The 16,361-nt window shown below is 42.6% G+C and carries 20 protein-coding genes; 6 read left to right on the forward strand and 14 right to left on the reverse strand.

Going from position 1 to position 16,361, the window contains the following annotated elements; all coding sequences use genetic code 11:
- Positions 1-49: 49 nt before the first annotated feature.
- The 3 genes from F6K64_RS16630 to F6K64_RS16640 form a co-directional block, all read right to left on the reverse strand.
- On the reverse strand, positions 50-388 hold the full coding sequence (locus F6K64_RS16630) for a XisI protein (RefSeq protein ID WP_287265856.1): 339 nt from the start codon (positions 386-388) through the stop codon (positions 50-52).
- Positions 376-792, reverse strand: a complete 417-nt coding sequence (locus tag F6K64_RS16635; RefSeq protein WP_008186901.1) for an element excision factor XisH family protein — start codon at positions 790-792, stop codon at positions 376-378. The genes F6K64_RS16630 and F6K64_RS16635 overlap by 13 nt, the downstream gene beginning before the upstream one ends.
- Before the next feature lie 172 nt (positions 793-964).
- Positions 965-1,693 carry a hypothetical protein gene (locus F6K64_RS16640; protein WP_287265857.1) on the reverse strand — a complete coding sequence of 243 codons (729 nt, stop codon included), beginning with the start codon at positions 1,691-1,693 and terminating at the stop codon, positions 965-967.
- 295 nt (positions 1,694-1,988) lie between these two features.
- On the opposite strand from F6K64_RS16640, the gene F6K64_RS16645 reads away from it, so the two are divergent.
- Together F6K64_RS16645 and F6K64_RS16650 are read left to right on the forward strand one after the other, a co-directional pair.
- Entirely contained in the window at positions 1,989-2,120 is a 132-nt protein-coding gene (locus F6K64_RS16645) for a hypothetical protein (RefSeq protein ID WP_008186906.1), read from the forward strand.
- A gap of 880 nt (positions 2,121-3,000) precedes the next feature.
- A complete protein-coding gene (locus tag F6K64_RS16650) occupies positions 3,001-3,735 on the forward strand; it encodes a TVP38/TMEM64 family protein (protein WP_008186908.1) in 735 nt (244 codons plus the stop codon).
- On the opposite strand, the gene F6K64_RS16655 is transcribed toward F6K64_RS16650, so the two are convergent.
- Positions 3,732-3,911, reverse strand: a complete 180-nt coding sequence (locus F6K64_RS16655; protein WP_131827262.1) for a hypothetical protein — start codon at positions 3,909-3,911, stop codon at positions 3,732-3,734. The genes F6K64_RS16650 and F6K64_RS16655 overlap by 4 nt on opposite strands.
- A gap of 228 nt (positions 3,912-4,139) precedes the next feature.
- Here F6K64_RS16655 and F6K64_RS16660 point away from each other — a divergent pair, with 228 nt between their 5' ends.
- Positions 4,140-5,693 carry a mercuric reductase gene (locus tag F6K64_RS16660; RefSeq protein ID WP_287265859.1) on the forward strand — a complete coding sequence of 518 codons (1,554 nt, stop codon included), beginning with the start codon at positions 4,140-4,142 and terminating at the stop codon, positions 5,691-5,693.
- A 99-nt stretch (positions 5,694-5,792) separates the two neighbouring features.
- Here the strand turns inward: F6K64_RS16660 and F6K64_RS16665 are convergent, their stop codons facing one another.
- The 3 genes from F6K64_RS16665 to F6K64_RS16675 all read right to left on the reverse strand — a co-directional run bounded on the left by F6K64_RS16665 (position 5,793) and on the right by F6K64_RS16675 (position 9,078).
- Positions 5,793-6,167: a pentapeptide repeat-containing protein gene (locus F6K64_RS16665; protein ID WP_287265861.1), complete on the reverse strand. Its 375-nt coding sequence runs from the start codon at positions 6,165-6,167 to the stop codon at positions 5,793-5,795.
- Positions 6,168-6,646: 479 nt separating this feature from the next.
- Positions 6,647-7,288, reverse strand: a complete 642-nt coding sequence (locus tag F6K64_RS16670) for a sigma-70 family RNA polymerase sigma factor (RefSeq protein WP_287265862.1) — start codon at positions 7,286-7,288, stop codon at positions 6,647-6,649.
- Positions 7,289-8,256: 968 nt separating this feature from the next.
- Positions 8,257-9,078 (reverse strand): cysteine dioxygenase, encoded by an 822-nt coding sequence (locus F6K64_RS16675; RefSeq protein ID WP_287265864.1) that lies wholly within the window; start codon positions 9,076-9,078, stop codon positions 8,257-8,259.
- Positions 9,079-9,505: 427 nt separating this feature from the next.
- On the opposite strand from F6K64_RS16675, the gene F6K64_RS16680 reads away from it, so the two are divergent.
- Positions 9,506-10,447 (forward strand): glutathione S-transferase family protein, encoded by a 942-nt coding sequence (locus F6K64_RS16680; RefSeq protein WP_287265879.1) that lies wholly within the window; start codon positions 9,506-9,508, stop codon positions 10,445-10,447.
- Positions 10,440-10,631 carry a hypothetical protein gene (locus F6K64_RS16685; protein ID WP_008186919.1) on the forward strand — a complete coding sequence of 64 codons (192 nt, stop codon included), beginning with the start codon at positions 10,440-10,442 and terminating at the stop codon, positions 10,629-10,631. The genes F6K64_RS16680 and F6K64_RS16685 overlap by 8 nt, the downstream gene beginning before the upstream one ends.
- Here F6K64_RS16685 and F6K64_RS16690 read toward each other — a convergent pair.
- The 6 genes from F6K64_RS16690 to F6K64_RS16715 all read right to left on the reverse strand — a co-directional run bounded on the left by F6K64_RS16690 (position 10,600) and on the right by F6K64_RS16715 (position 15,170).
- Positions 10,600-10,737, reverse strand: coding sequence for a hypothetical protein (locus F6K64_RS16690; protein WP_165691867.1), 138 nt, complete (start codon positions 10,735-10,737; stop codon positions 10,600-10,602). The two genes, F6K64_RS16685 and F6K64_RS16690, sit on opposite strands and share 32 nt — an antisense overlap.
- Positions 10,738-10,770: 33 nt before the next feature.
- The gene (locus tag F6K64_RS16695) at positions 10,771-11,508 is read right to left on the reverse strand and encodes a hypothetical protein (RefSeq protein WP_287247744.1); all 738 of its coding nucleotides are present in this window, start codon (positions 11,506-11,508) and stop codon (positions 10,771-10,773) included.
- Between the two features lie 112 nt (positions 11,509-11,620).
- Positions 11,621-11,776, reverse strand: coding sequence for a hypothetical protein (locus tag F6K64_RS16700; protein ID WP_287265866.1), 156 nt, complete (start codon positions 11,774-11,776; stop codon positions 11,621-11,623).
- Positions 11,777-11,817: 41 nt separating this feature from the next.
- Positions 11,818-12,435, reverse strand: coding sequence for a hormogonium polysaccharide biosynthesis acetyltransferase HpsU (gene hpsU / locus F6K64_RS16705; RefSeq protein ID WP_287265867.1), 618 nt, complete (start codon positions 12,433-12,435; stop codon positions 11,818-11,820).
- 149 nt (positions 12,436-12,584) lie between these two features.
- Positions 12,585-13,538, reverse strand: coding sequence for a glycosyltransferase family 2 protein (locus tag F6K64_RS16710; RefSeq protein ID WP_287265869.1), 954 nt, complete (start codon positions 13,536-13,538; stop codon positions 12,585-12,587).
- A gap of 264 nt (positions 13,539-13,802) precedes the next feature.
- Positions 13,803-15,170 carry an RNA-guided endonuclease InsQ/TnpB family protein gene (locus tag F6K64_RS16715; RefSeq protein WP_008186923.1) on the reverse strand — a complete coding sequence of 456 codons (1,368 nt, stop codon included), beginning with the start codon at positions 15,168-15,170 and terminating at the stop codon, positions 13,803-13,805.
- 55 nt (positions 15,171-15,225) lie between these two features.
- Between F6K64_RS16715 and F6K64_RS16720 the strand changes: the two genes are divergently transcribed.
- Positions 15,226-15,378 carry a hypothetical protein gene (locus tag F6K64_RS16720; protein WP_008186924.1) on the forward strand — a complete coding sequence of 51 codons (153 nt, stop codon included), beginning with the start codon at positions 15,226-15,228 and terminating at the stop codon, positions 15,376-15,378.
- A 45-nt stretch (positions 15,379-15,423) separates the two neighbouring features.
- On the opposite strand, the gene F6K64_RS16725 is transcribed toward F6K64_RS16720, so the two are convergent.
- Positions 15,424-16,353: a glycosyltransferase family 2 protein gene (locus tag F6K64_RS16725; protein ID WP_008186925.1), complete on the reverse strand. Its 930-nt coding sequence runs from the start codon at positions 16,351-16,353 to the stop codon at positions 15,424-15,426.
- Positions 16,354-16,361: the final 8 nt, after the last annotated feature.

Consider the following 16,361-nt stretch of genomic DNA (forward strand, 5'->3'; position numbering starts at 1 on the left):
GCCTCAGATACTGGGGTCAAGCAAAGCTATCAGCTATCAGCTGATGCGCTCACCCCAGCGCAAACTCGGTATACTGCCTCATAATCGGTGCCTGATAGGCCAAGACAATATCCTGCTTTGGTACGCCCAACTCAACTAACTGATCTGCGATCGCAATCTCCGACCCATCATGCTGTATCCAAATCTTGCCATCTTTAATATCCACATGTACAGAACATCCATAAATACGGGTGATGTTATCTTTCCAACCCGTATGAACCATCTGGTAATGATCCCGTTCCGTATCAAAAATGAGCTGGGTTTCCATAGCCAGATTCGCCGACTTAATACTGGCACGTTTTTTCAGCAAGTCCTGAATATGCTGCCGATACACCTCTAATTTATCCATTGACTAATCCTTGGTTGCGAAATATCATAAACTACAATAGGAACCTGATTACGCTTGATCGACTTTTGTATGAAGGGATAACTGAAAAAAGCACTGTAAATAGTGTTAGGAACCGCAAGATAAAGTGTTCGATCAGGCTCCTCATCTTCTAAGGCAAGACGATAGTTAATAAACTGCCCAATTGCACCATGGAATTCTGAAATCCTTGAAGTTGATAGAAAGCTTTTAACTTCAATAGCTATTTTTTCATTATTGCGTTCAGCAGCAATCAGGCGTTCTGCCCCCAAATCAATGTAGAGATCGGTAAAACCCAGATCAATGCGATAAGGATCGTGGGTAATGCTCCAACCGTCATTGATTAGAGCATCCTTAACTAGATCATGGAATTGATCCTTAGCAGACATGGGGAAATAGGTACAGGTGTTAACAAACGTCTATCATATAGGTTAGCAAAAAGGGAATCAGCTTTTTTGATGGGTTAATTGGGTTAAGTACTGTTTCGATTTCGATCACTCCTGATATGAGAGGATTTTCGAGGCAAAAGAGATCTGAACCTAAAACTCTTAGTTATTACTTTTAGTTATTAACTTCATCAGTTACTTCCTCCTTGAAAGAATTAGAAGCAAAAAGACCTCGTCCCACTTTCTTCCACCTCCCTTCTTTTACACCTTGATGCAATTGGTTAGCTAAGGAGTTTGTAGCACGGAGTTGTTCATGATCAGATTTGGCATCAAAGAGTCTGCTGGCAATCTGTTTTCGGTTAACCGGAGCAGCCAAGTTATCTAAGATAATCTCTACCGCTTCCCCGAATGTTTTAGCTCTAAATTCTGGATATAACATATCTCTGGGATTGCGCTTATCACCCTCCTCATCCTCTTGGTTTTTCCGTTCGTTTTTTTCAAAGTATTCCTGCTCTGATTCATCATCAAAAAAAGTGACTTTGCCGACATTGCCATTTGAATTTACAGTGGTAACTGATTCAGACAAATGATTTCCATTGACCTCAACTTTTTCCTGCAATGCGCTCGCTATGTCCGCTACAATATCAATATCATTGCTGGATATTTCGGCTTCAAGCTTATCCTGAAAATAGGCAACGTTTGCCCGCTTTTGCTCCACTAAATCCTTTACTTTAAGAAGGTTTGCTTCCGCTTCAGCAAGTTCTTGCTGGGTTTGTTCTAGCCGAGTTTTGATCCAATTGATATGGTCTTCTTGAGCAGATTTAAGATTCATGGTTGTGAGCTGCATGTTTTTTTTTATCAAGCTTTTACGGAAAGTATAGCAGTCTTGTTTTAGTTTTGCCAATCGCTAAACATCAGTAAAAATAACTATTTTTTACTTTGCTCAACCCCTTAGTATCCTTCTGTAATAATCCTGATCATCAAAGGCTTTAACAGCTACAGGACTTAGGTAAAAGTGGTCAACAAATCCTATAAATAGTAGGATGCATTAATAAAAACCGCTACAGGTAGGGTTGCTGGGGAAGTCCTGACTCTTATGAGTATGTAATAGGATTGCCTGTTTGCCTGCGCTGCGCTCTACCTTAAAACGCGATCGCTCAATCACTTTTAGTTATTTATATATAACTAATTAATAAACTATGAACCCAGAAGACTTTGAGGATAGCTCTATTGTACTTAAGTTTCATGTGTCACAAGAGAGTATCAAGTTTCCCAAGACTTACCCAGTAGATCTACCTGTAGAGTGTGTGATTAACCCACCCTACTACTGATAGAGTTTCGTCTCTAGTTTGGCGTCAGTCCTTTACCTCAACGGCTTTTTGCTGACTTCTGGCTCCTAATCAAGACTTCGAGCATAACCAGTCCAAGATCCTCTATCTGCTTCTTCTGTGCAAGTCAGTCCAGCTGTCGATGCAGTGTTAATCAATAGTTACCTAATATCCTTGATTAATTTTAACGTATAACGCCCCCTATGTAACTTTAAATCCAGCTCTAATTTAGATGAACTAGTTAATTGTTTGCTATAACTAAAAAAAATCTGTGATCAGAGCTGCTGTTACCTTGTTACAAAATTAATCTGTCGTCTGATTTTAATAGTTAATATTAGCTATATAAATAAACCTGATTTTTTGCTGAGTATCACCTAAATTTAGCCTTAAAATTAAGCAAAAGTATTCTTATTAAATTTAAATTAGTTTCACTAGCTTTAGCTCCCAAAAACTATTGTATGATGATCATCAACAAGCAATTGATACTGCAATTGTTTGTTGGCCACTCTCTAGAAAGCTGATCGCCCTAGGCTGAAGGCTAAATGCTTAACTGCCTTCAGCCGTCAGCCGTCAGCCGTTAGCCGTCAGCTTTTAGGTCACCCTAAACGAACAGCCGTAAACTGAGGTAACAGAGATTAAACCAATGCTTACTTGTTTTATTCAAAAGCTGTGCGCTTAGCGTGCGCATAAGCTGATAGCTGATAGCTGATAGCTGATAGCTTACCTGTAAACTTATAAACTTTTGTTAATTTCATTACCCAACAAGCTATTTAAGATAACCATATCTGTAGATAATTTGATTACTATGTCTCAAGTTCAAGTGCAACGCTCCCAACTCATGATAAGTACAAGAAGAAGCAGTCAATCTCGTCCCCGAAACGTCATGAAGGGTTTAAAGTTAGTTTCATTAACATTACTGGCAATGGTGATGGTACTGGTGGTACATGCTGAGCCGAGTTTCGCACAGGAATCCGCTAGTAGTGGAGGATTCAATCCCCAAGAAATATTGCGCAATGCTTTGCAGTGGATTGATAGTCTCGGACCCATCGGAGCGATCGCATTTATCGCAATCTATATCATTGCTGCCGTAGCATTTTTGCCTGGGTCTATCCTAACCCTAGGGGCTGGGGTAGTATTTGGTGTTTTCTTAGGCTCAATCTATGTGTTCATCGGAGCCACTATCGGAGCCACGGCTGCTTTTCTGGTTGGACGTTATCTAGCTAGGGACTGGATTGCTCAAAAAATTGCTGGAAATGATAAATTTAGTGCCATTGATGAAGCAGTAGGTCAGGAAGGATTGAAAATTGTGTTCTTGACTCGACTATCTCCGGTATTTCCCTTCAATCTCTTAAACTATGCCTATGGTCTAACTGGGGTTTCGCTGAAAGACTACGTCTTAGGCTCCTTTGGCATGATTCCAGGAACATTAATGTACGTTTACATCGGTTCTCTGGCTGGAGACCTGGCCACTCTTGGTAGTGGTGACGCACCCACCAATCCCACTGTCCAGTGGGCAATTCGGATTATTGGTTTTATCGCCACTGTGGCAATAACACTTTTTATTACTAATCTGGCTAAGAAGGCTTTAGACAAAAGAGTTTCTAAGGAAACAGTTTAGAAGGTTAACAAGTTGAAGGTTAGCAGGTTTAAGGTTAGGAGGTTGAAGGTTGTTCGCGTAGCGTGGCCTTTTGGCCAAGGTTGAAGGTTATAGGTTAGGAAGTTGAAGGTTGTTCGCGTAGCGTGGCCTTTTGGCCAAGGTTGAAGGTTGTTCGCGTAGCGTGGCCTTTTGGCCAAGGTTTAAGGTTAGGAAGTTTAAGGTTAGCAGGTTAAAGTTAAAGGTTATAGGTTATAGGGATCCGTTTAGGAATTGTAATAATTTTTGTTCCCGATTCCCGATTCCCGATTCCCGATTTCCGACTCCCGACTCCCGATTCCCGACTCCCGATTCCCGACTCCCGACTCCCTACTCCCTAATCCCTAAAAAAATAATCTAATTTTGAACTATCAAAGGAGTTATTATAAATGTCAAGTTCTCAATACCAAAGAGTTACTGTCCCACCCATGGATGAGTATAACCAGAGGTTGGTTAACTACGTTCATCCAGGGGATTGGGTTAATCCGAAACCTGTTGATTGTTATGACTTAGTAGTTATTGGTGCTGGTACAGCTGGATTAGTTACAGCAGCAGGTGCAGCAGGTATCGGTGTTGGTTTGAAGGTGGCGTTGATTGAACGACATTTGATGGGTGGGGATTGTTTAAATGTAGGTTGTGTCCCCTCCAAGTGTTTGATTCGGTCATCTCGGGTAGTGGCTGAGATGCGCAATGCCGGAGCCTTTGGGGTTAAAGTTCCAGATAATATTGAAGTAGACTTCCCCGCAGTGATGGAACGGATGCGTCGGCTACGAGCAGGGATTAGCCATCACGATTCTGCTCAACGCTTCAAAGATACCTATGGTATTGATATATTTTTAGGCAATGGTCGGTTTACCGGTGATGATACCATTGAAGTAAACGATACTACCCTCAAGTTTAAGAAAGCCGTAATTGCTACAGGAGCAAGAGCAGTAAGACCCCGAGTTGAGGGCATGGAAGAGGCGGGGTATCTCACCAATGAAACGGTATTTTCTCTGACAGAACGTCCCAATCGACTAGCTGTTATTGGTGGCGGTCCAATTGGTTGTGAATTAGCTCAGTCTTTCCGGCGTTTAGGTTGTGAAGTAGTGCTGTTCCATCGCGGTTCTCACATTTTAAATAAAGAGGATGCTGACGCCGCCGATATTGTTCAAAAAGTCTTTTTAAAAGAAGGTATCCGTTTAGTCCTGGGTGCCCAATTGAACCGGGTCGAGAAGACAGAGGCAGGTAAAACCTTACACTTCAATAGCTGCACTGGTTTGGAAGAGTCGGTCACGGTAGATGAAATTTTGATTGGTGCTGGACGTGCGCCCAATGTGGAAGGGTTAAATTTGGAACTGGTAGGGGTAGAGTATGACCAGCGTAAAGGAGTGAAGGTGAATGATTACCTTGAAACTACCAATCCCAAAATTTATGCTGCTGGTGATATTTGCATGGACTGGAAGTTTACCCATGCAGCGGATTCAGCAGCACGGATTGTGATTAAGAATACTCTATTTTCTCCCTTTGGCTTCGGTAAATATAAGCTGAGTAACTTGGTGATGCCTTGGGCAACCTATACTGATCCAGAAATTGCCCATGTGGGGATGTATGAACATGAAGCTCAAGCCAAAGGGTTTAATGTTAATACGATTAAAATTCCCTTTAGTACTGTAGACCGAGCGATCGCAGATGGCGAAGAAGAGGGATTTGTAAAAATTCACCACAAGAAGGGGTCAGATCAAATCCTGGGAGCAACTATTGTGGCAAATCATGCAGGGGAAATGATTTCTGAAGTGACTACAGCAATTGTCCATAAGATTGGTTTGAGTAAGCTTTCCAGCGTAATTCATCCCTATCCCACTCAAGCAGAAGGCATTAAAAAAGCGGCAGATGCCTATCGTCGTACCCTCTTAACACCAAGAACTAAAACATTTTTAGAATTCCTGACTAAGCTTTCTTAGGTCAAAAACGCCGTTGCTTAATCATGGAATGATTAAGCAACGGCGTTTTATCTGGAGATGATTGCCAGTAGGCATCTAGGAAGCTAAATCTTGAGTAAATCAGGAAACAACCCTACCATCAGGCATAACCGTACCCCATACTTCTGCATCCTTCCAGTCTACTTCAGCGAGATCCCCACCCTTGAAATTGGCAGCTCTCAAATCTGCTCCACTTAGGTTTGTTCCAGCAAGTTTCGCTCGACCTAGATTTGCCCTGTGAAGCTTGGCATCAGTCAAATTAGCTTTTTCCAATCCCGCACAACGCAACTTAGCCCCACTCAAATCGGCTCGGCTCAGGTTAGCCCCGCTTAAATCTGCTCGACTCAGATTCACACCACTAAGGTTGATACCACTCAGATTAGCTTGAACTAGGTTGATAGCACAAAAATCTCGTTCCCCTGCTGCATACCTTTCTTGGAGTTCTTTGCTATTCATGTCGCCTTACCCCGATTTTACTTTAGTTAAAGGTTTCTATTAAAGAGAGTAAAAATATTGCCCAACGTGACAAACTCAAACATTTTTTTTTCATAGCTAATAAACGCACAAAAGTGCCTGTGTACTAACAGTTTCACAGTCATCTTTGTAATTTAACTACAATTACTAGTTATTTATAGGGTGCATATCAATACCTGAAATTAGGCAAAAATTATAATAAAATTCCTACAATAATCACACTCCTCACAACCACACTCCTCACAACCACACTTACTTTATTGTTTAGAAAGATGAGATGGGGTGCATCTCATATTTGTAAAAAAGTTGTGTAGGGTGCGTTAGGGGGGGCTCATTTTCCGCTTCGTAGCCAGGCTTTGGATAGCCCGCCCCGTAACGCACCACCGTGTCAAACAGCAAAAATGAGATGCACCCGATGAGATGCTCCCTATCTAGAATTTTATTTTGCTCACCAATCCCGTTTATAAATAAAGTTTGCGAAGTTTATTGAGTGCTCGAAACTTTTTTTGCCGAATATTTTCTTCCGTATACCGGGGATAGCCCTTATGCTCTAAATGACTTGAAATTTCAGCACAGGAAAGCTTTTCAAAATAGAATAACTCCAAAATTTCTGAGTCTTGATCAGGAAGTTGTTTGATATTCTCCCGCAGTTCCAAGTTCTCTATATACTGCATAGGGTGAGTATGACGGGGAGAGACCGCATTATTCTGTTCAGTCGAGGGTAAACTGTCCCACATTTCCGAACTAATATCTAAAAACCTCTTATGCTGACGGCACAGTGCCCTTATGTAATTCAAGGCAACTGTTCGCAGCCAAGCCCTTGGATTAATAATTGGCTCTCTTAAATCACCCTTAATTAAAACCAGGTCAAGTCCCTCATCAACGTCTAAATGCAACTCTAGTCTCTCGGAGGCGATTAGTTTTTGGACAAGTAAAAATACATCGCTTTTGATGTCTTCATGGGTATACTTGCTCTTAAGATTAAATTGGCTTAAGCGACCTTCTATTTGAGTAGATAGTGAATCTAAAAGGTTGGCAAGTTCTTCCTGTTCCATCATTCCCTCCTGGTAGAAGCAATTTTCACCTGGTTGTGGTTTGGCCATTTAAATTCTTCTCCTGATCATGCAAACTGGTATAAATCGAATCACTTATGTTGTCACGATTGTCACGGTCGATAGGGCAGGGTATAAAAATAGTCTCTGCTCTGCCTCATATAGCACTACCAATTAAGGTTAGAACATTGATATAAGCAGCAAAAGCAGTTCTAGTAAACTATTGCCTATTGCTAGCATGCCTATTGCTAGCATGCCTATTGCTAGCATGCCTATTGCGTAGTGCTATAACAGAGTGACAAAGCTGGACTAAATTGTGACAGGGTAAACGCATCTTATTTTGAAATGCCTACTGGATATGAGATTCATACGATAAGTATTTATGCTGATCGTATGAATCTCTTCTGAGTAAGGCTTTTAGAATTTAGATGCGTTTGCCGTGTAAATTGTGACCAGTAAGCCTTAGGGGGTGACATTATCCCTGAAAAGCTTACTATATAAGGATTTGATGCAAATTATCTCAGGGAAGATACAGTCCCAAATTGACCCTACGAATGATTTTCTGGAAGCTAAAACCCTTATAACTACGTCCAAAGTTGCGCCCAAAACAGCATGTATATTTTTGTAACTTATGGGCTGAAATTATTACTCAACGTGAGTTTGATGGAATCGCGATCGCCGACTGAGCAGGGATGCCGACCTTCAGCCTGGATGGCTATGGCCAACAAAATCGGGACTGATAAACTTTGACTTGGATGAGGGAAGTTCCGTTGGAAGGGTTGTTAATACAGAGCAGGGGGTAAAGCAGGTAAACCAAATGGTTCTAGATCTTGATTTGGCTTTGGGGATAAGCAGGTGTACAAAATTAATTACCCATTTTCAAAAAATCAAAGCCTTACACTGTAAGGGTTACAGAGATTGGTAGTAGGAAATTAATTTTGTTTAGGTGCTTAAATAGCTATAGGCAATTAATCCACCAAAAAGATTGACGATACTCAGTAATGATTTCAGCTTTCTTGTCACCCCCGGAGTTCCCTGTCAACTAAATCAGGAGAAGACTCCGGTTCAGAATTTTCTACGGGTTCACAGGATATAAGTCTTTGTTTGAAGAACCGAACATGCACAGTAACCAGTCTCTCTTGGGACTCGTTAGCAAGCTGGTGAGTCTGATCAAACCCAACGCAGACTAACTGACCTTCTATGAACTTTTTCTCGTCCTTTGTTCGGTAGCCCTGTTTTCCGTGCAAGTGCTCCACTGGATCATAAAAGCGGTGGGTAAGGGTTCCTTTGTAGACACGGATTATGGTAATTTTATCTTCGTGGACATGTATTTGTGAAAACTGACCCGGCTCCCAAGAAATAACAGAAATATTACCAAAAGGGGTCGTACAAACTAAGTGGGTATGGTAGTCACTCTTTTTAAAACTAATAGATTGCTCGATTAGCTTTTTACTCAAATTAAGCTTCACCGCAAGGTCTTTGAACCTCTCCATACTCATTTCTTGGGGCGCTATGGCATTTACCTGATAGATAAACTCTTCTAGGGAAAGGAGACCAGAGCAACCTGAAGAGGGAGAAGACTGCAAGGACTGGCTGATCAGCTGATCTACCTTGTCAATGCACTGGTCAAACTGCAGATCTAATACTGCCAGCTCAAACATTTGTGCCATTCTCTTACCATCTTCTTGGGCAAGCTCTTTTTGAGTCGCGAGCTGGTAATACTCTTGAACCAACTCAAAAAGCTCTGGCTGTTCCGGAAGATTATCTGGCTCACAGACTTCTCGCACTATTGTTTTGAGTTGTTCTTTGGAATCTTCTAAAATTTCACATTGACTAAACATAGTGACAAACTTCCAGGTATCTAATAGGCGTTCCTTGATCTACTTTTCAAAAGCGCTTGCTCTTGGAAAGCTTGGTTTCTATAAATAAGAGACCACAGGAAGCGAAACGTGACGCAGAGTTTTGTAAAGAATTATTACGGGTTATCACCACAGGTGCTGGCTAAAAACCAATACCGCCCCTCACCACCCATTCCACTGCTCCCTACCATAACGATAACTGCGCCTGTTCATAGCTAGCCATTCAGTTTTATCCAAAGATTCAGCAATGCCGAGAAAGCTAAAAACCAAAAGCAAAGAGGGTTTTAAGGGATGCAGTCCCTACTCCCGACTCCCGACTCCCGACTCCCGACTCCCGACTCCCTTAGCAATAGATAGTATAAAAAAAATACCATGGCCGTTGGCCACGCTAAACGAACAGAGGAAAACTATGGCAACAGGGATGCTCGTTAACGGAAAATGGACTAACGAAGTCTATCAGCAAGACCCCCAAGGGCGATTCATGCGTAATCCCACCAAGTTCCGTAATTGGATTCGTGCTGATGGCTCCACAGACTATAAACCAGCCTCTGGACGCTACCATCTCTACATTTCCTATGCTTGTCCCTGGGCGCATCGCACTCTGATTATGCGAGCCTTAAAGGGATTGGAGGAAGCGATTACCCTGTCCATTGTTGACCCATTGATGGATAAAGATGGATGGGAATTTTCCGATGGGCCTGGTTGTATCCCTGATACAGTCAATGGTGCTCGCTATTTGCGGGAAGTTTATATCAAAGCTGACCCTAACTGTACCGGACGGGTGACAGTTCCAATACTTTGGGATAAGGAAACTGGCACAATTGTTAACAATGAATCCCGTGAGATTATTCGGATGTTTGACCTAGAGTTCGACGGGATTGCTAAGTCGGATATCAGCTTTTATCCGGAGAATTTACGGGAAGAGATTGATAAAACGATTGATGCCATTTACCAACCTATTAATAATGGTGTGTATCGAGCCGGATTCGCTACTAGTCAGCAAGCTTATGAAGAAGGAGTAACTGACCTCTTTGATGCCCTTGACTATTGGGAAGGGGTGTTAGGTAAACACCGTTATCTCTGTGGCGATCGCATTACTGAAGCCGATTGGTGTATGTTTACCACTCTGCTACGCTTTGATTCAGTTTACTATTTCCATTTCAAATGTAATTGGCAACGAATTCTGGATTATCCCAATTTGTGGAATTATCTCAAAGACCTTTATCATCAGCCAGGGGTAAAGGAAACCTGTAATATTGACCACATTAAGCAGCATTATTATAGGAGTCATCCCTTTATTAATCCCTCTGGTATTGTTCCAAAAGGACCACAAATTAGTTTTAGTGATTAAGGCTATCAGCCATAAGCTATCAGCCATAAGCTATCAGCTATCAGCTATTAGCGATCAGTTATCAGCTATCAGTTATCAGCTATCAGCCATCAGCTATCAGCTATTGGCTATCAGCTATCAGCCATCAGCTATCAGCTATCAGCTATCAGTTATCAGCCAAAGGTCTGTGGCCAAGCTACACTGAACACCTTTTGAATAAAATAAGCTGACGGCTGACGGCTGACGGCTGACGGCTGACGGCTGACCGCTGACGGCTGACGGCTGACGGCTGACCACTGACCACTGACCACTGACCGCTGACCGCTGATAGCTTACGTGTTAACTTATTCTTGATTCAAAAATGGAGACTTAGATTTGATTTTAAATACGGAATCTGAAAACTCACCAATAGAATCAGGGACAGATACAATTTCCGGTTCGGTGCGTTTTCCAAACATCAAGGTAGCCTTACTAGTCGAGGGAGAGAAAAGAATCTGTGTGATTTTGCTATAATCCCACCGTTTTTGATCATAGAGAGCAAGCACTTTCGTAAGATTATCTAAGGTCATCTCCTCCTTATTCTCGAACATAAACTCAACAGGACGATTAAAGACTTTGTCCAAAAACTTGCCGTAAAACTCATCAATATAGAGGTTTCGAGTTTGTGTCATCATCAGTACCTTACGCAATTCCTGACTTAACTCATAGGCTCCGTCTTTGGTGCAAATCACCTGCTCATTGATAGCAACCGATTTCCGAGACCGATTTTTGCGACAGGGATTATTGTTAGAAGACTGTACCACTCGTCCAGAGTTGAGGTCGTCCCCAAGTTGATCAAACTCATCAACCACTCCGCGTGTGCCTTGGATTATACGCCTGCCTTCACGAATGGTATTGGTTACTTCTTGGACATCTCGACGGATTTGGCGGAGCTCATCGAATAATCCAGCAATCTTGAAGGTGCGAACATTGCTATTGTCATGCTTCCCAGGTACTATTCCGGCTGTTGCGGGAAGCACTTGCCACATCACGGACGCTGACAACAGGTAAGCTGAACCTTGGAAAATGAATTTGTGAACCATGACTATGGAATCCTGACTTAAAGTGGTCCACTATCTTTTTCTTTTGGCAAAATGAAAATCCGGAAACTTATCCAGCAATTTTTCCGGATCTGCTCAGCTTAACCTTGTATTATCAACTCCGGTTGAATAGCCACACTTTCCACCCGACTCCCGACTCCCTCGGTGCGCTTTCCGTTGGCGAATTAAATTCGCCACGGGTCGCACCGCTCCCGACTCCCGACTCCCGACTCCCTCGGTGCGCTTTCCGTTGGCGAATTAAATTCGCCACGGGTCGCACCGCTCCCGACTCCTGACTCCCAATTCTAAATTCTAAATTCTAAATTCCCGACTCCCTACCTCCTCGATTTCCCGTCGATAGCGAGGACGTGCTGGTATCCCCCAGCATACTTGCTGCTCTGGGATATTACTAAACACAGTGCTGCGAGCACCAATAACCGCATTGGCTCCAATTTGGACACCGGGGGCAACAAAGCAATCGGCGGCAATCCAGGCTCCATTACCAACACTAATCTCAGATGTGATTAAACCAAAGGCTGGGTCTTTCATATCGTGGCTACCAGTACAGAGGTAACATTTTTGAGAAATAACGCAATGACTACCAATCCGAATCCGATCCAAGCTGTAGAAAACCACATCATCTCCAATCCAACTGTAGTCACCAACTTCTACTTTCCACGGGTAAGTAAAACGAGCAGTGGGTCGAATGATGACATTAGTACCAATCTTGGCTCCAAATAGTTGTAGCAGCCATCGGCGGAAGCCATTGAAGTTATGAGGACTTAAGGGAAATGCGATCGCTTGCACCAACCACCAGAGTAAGATTAACCAGCCCGGACGTCCTCGGTCAAACCAAGATTGGTCGTACTGGCGTAAATCCACTAAGGGTGGTAAATCTAACGCTGGTAGTTTACTTAAGTCATTAGTCATAATCTAGAATGTAGAATGTAGAATGGAGAATGCAGAATGTAGAATGGAGAATGCGGAATGGATAATTCTTAATTCTTAATTCTACATTCTTAATTCTTAATTCTACATTCTTAATTCTTAATTCTACATTCTTAATTCTTAATCGAGTCTCAGGGATTTGGAGAGACAACTGATGGCTTTGGCGTTACTGGTGTCTGTGCTGGTTCAGTTTTTTCTACATTCAGCTTACCGCTAAACTTTTGTAACTCATAGAGTTTGACACCAATTTGATACTCATACTGACTCAACAGGCGTCCATAAATGTACCCAGCTTTTCCATCTAAAAAGCCCAGCTGGATAAAGTAAAACAAAATAAACCGCAGTATTGGTTTAAACGGTAGTCTAACCCAGATTTTTTTCAGAAACCGCTTACGCTGCACGGCGCTTCCAAACAGATTTCCCCCGATGGTGCCAGAGTCATCTTTACCTGTTAGTAGATTTAGATAGACACGAGCTTCCCAATTGGAGTAGCGATTGTGCCGTTCTAGCCAATGGTAAATGTCCTTAAAGTCAATGTGCAGCATATCATTTTGAAGATAGCCAGCTTTGCCTTGTAGGACAACGTGTTCATGAACTTCGTTGTCTCCAGTATTGGGAATTCCTTCCGTTTTTAAGTTTTCGTAGCGACCTTTTTCGTGTTTAAATAACCGTAAATTCCAGTCTGGATATTTGCCACCAAAGCGAATCCATTTCCCTAGGAAGAATACTCTACGATTGATATAGTAGCCGTTATAATCAGCATTGTCGATTGCCACAGCAATTTCATCCCAAAGTTCTGGAGTAATGCGTTCGTCACAATCAACAATTAATACCCATTGATTGCGGAATTCAAGATTGTCTAAGCTCCAGTTTTTCTTTTTGGGCCAAAACCCATCAAAATAGAATTGAACTAGGTTTGCACCATATTCTTCCACAATTTCAAGGGAGCGATCGCTGCTTTGGGAATCGACAACAAACACTTCATCTGCTCTATTAACACTCTCAAGACAAGCTGGTAAATTAGCCTCTTCATTTTTGGCTGGAATTAGAACTGATACCGGAAGTTTAGTGTTAGGGGATTTCATAATTAAACACCTGCAATTGTGGACGTTTTATGAAAAGTTTATTGGCCTAGAATAACTAACAGCAAGCCTTAACTAAAATTAAGGCTTATCAGTCAACAGTTAACAGTCAACAATCAACCAAAATTATCTGTGCTATAGCAAAGGGAACCTATTATCCAGTCTCATTAATGACTGGACTGATTGTGGGATAGAGAGGAGTTGCTCCTTTTTGACATCTCCCCCGGCTGAAGCACGGAGGATTCTACAAGGTTGTTACGAGGCGGATTAAAACCGCGCCTGTTCACTTCTTGTGCGGTACGATCTATTCAGTGACTTGAAAATTTCATACCGGTGTGGGAGTGTCAAGCTCCCTCTACCCACCTTAGCTAGGTCTATATTTAGCTGTGTGGCTACTTTCCTGGCAATGTTGGCCGCACCATTGCAGTCGGCATTTACCAGGTATCCCTCAGAAGTTTTATACAAACCACGCCTTACCCGACATCCTGACGGTTTCCACCCGTTGGGTTTTTCACCATATTTTGGTAATGGATCGTCGTCAAGGAAAGACGCTTTGCTGGTGTACGATTCCTCGGTAATTGTTAGTTTAATGCCGTACTCAGGGCAAAGTTGTTTCAGCCGTTCGATTAGTCTCTTGGTCGGGATGACTACGAAATTCTGATTGCCACGTTTGCCCATATTAGAACGGCTTTTCTGTTCTTCGTTCCAGCCGATAATTAGGTTTCCAATGCGATCATTTAAGCACCGATTGATAATGAATCTAGCAGCTTTGTTGATCGCATCCCGTATCTGGTTGTTTCGTTTCCGCTGCACTCGATCTAGCTTGGAATCCCAGTAAAACTCTGGTTTCCCCTGTTTGTACTTGGCGACTAACCGGCAGTAGCCCTGATTCATTGACTTGAGTTTTCGACCGTCAATTATCAGGCTCTTGCCAAGGGTTGAAAGCCCAGTCAGCCAGTTCGTCCCGCCGTGATCAAAACTCCACGCTTGGGAATAGTCGAGGTTGGGGTTATCAGAGATTGGTTGCTTCTCGTCATCAATTACCCAGTCGATCCAAAGTTGCCCAAGGTACGGACGAACAGTTATCTGTTTTACCCAGTCCGGATCTATAAAGTCCGGCGGCTCCAGGGTAATCTCGGTGATCAACTCAGGTTTTGTTTCTTTGCTGATCGAAGGGTAGAACAACCCTGACTTATAACCAAGAGCTTGTCTAGGGAAAGTTACAGCTGCCAATCCGCCTTTCTTTCTGTATCTTGGCAGTTTTGGTCTATCGACTTTTCCCTTGTAATAATGGCCGACTAACTGATTGTAGCTATTGATTGATTCGGCTACAGTCTTGAGAGTTTGTTGTGCCGACTGAGCTGCCATCGCCTTATAGTGAGGATTCTCTTTTAGATTCTTGCAGAGTTCGGCATATTTGACACTGCATTTATAGGTTTTCCACCCATATCTAAGATCATCCTCTCGCCAGTAAGTCGTAAAAGCTTCTTCTTGCTGTTCTAACCAGGTGTAATGTTTTTGTTTGGAGTAATAGATAGCACAATTTACCAGACTATTCGCTTGTTGGCATTGAAATACCCAAAAAGCTTGCTCTTCCTCTGTCAAGTTTGCTTTTACTGGAATCGTCTTGTACATTTGATTGCCTCCTACTAGAATCGTAACATTCGTGCGCGCAAATAGTATTCCAAAAATGAAAGACGAACGATTGATGATCCGAATTAATAAATTAAAAAAAATGCAATTAAAGCAAGAAGCAGAACGGCGTGGGATGACTCCATCTGAGTTGGTCAGAAGTCTAATATCCAAATTTTATGAACCTAAGCAGAGGGACACGGCGGGTTAAAACCCGTCGCGTCCGTTTCATCTCCTCCTTAAAAGAGAGGGGATCTCACGTTCCCGGATGTTTTGGTAGCATTCCTTTAATTACTGCACTCAGATAACCGATTTGACCATAGGCATAAACGAAATTATCAAAGCGAAGAGCTGGATTGCGGAAGTGCTTGAAGGATTTGTAGATTCCTCGCATCATTCGTTCACCTCCCCGTAACAATTGGGCAGTACCAGCACGACCAACCAATTGTTCACGGTAACACTCGCTAATACCTTGCCACCAACCACGATTCAAAAACCAACGTTTATTGATTCGTTCTGGGGCAACATTGTGAGCCACTAGAGCATCAGGTAGATAAGCAACTTGCCAACCATCCTGGAGAGCTAATTCTGTCATATGTAACTCTTCATTAGATAATAAATTTTTCCCCACACGACCTAAATTGACATCAAAACCACCGATTTTCTCCAGGAAAGTCCGCCTGATCGAGTAATTTAAACCTCTGGGAGTCAAACCAGGATTTTGGATCTGAATTAGGGTTTCCCCTAGGTCATAAGCTCCCAAATTTCCTGCTAGGTCTGGTGACAACCAGGAGGGAGAGGTAATGCCATCTGGCCACAATAGGGTAACTTTACCACCAGCAATTGCCAGTTTTTCGTTACTTTGATAAGCTTCGTAAATTGTCTTAAGCCAACGGGGACTGGCAACGGCATCATCATCCAGATAAGCTAAAATACCAGCACAGGCACTGGCAGCCCCAGTGTTACGAGCCACCGATAAACCAAGTACGGGTTCATAAACATAGTTTAGTCGAGAGTTGTCCAAGCGTTGGTCAACAATGTTACGGGTGCGATCGCTTGACGCATTATCGACCACAATTACTTCATAATCGGCAAAATCCTGCTGTAGCACGCTATCAATGGCGGCACCCAAATATTGTTCGCGATTGTGGGTGCAGATGATGGCAGAAATTAGAGGCTCTGACATAGGGAACC

The sequence above is a fragment of the Moorena sp. SIO3A2 genome, from assembly GCF_010672265.1.
GTDB lineage: Bacteria > Cyanobacteriota > Cyanobacteriia > Cyanobacteriales > Coleofasciculaceae > Moorena > Moorena producens.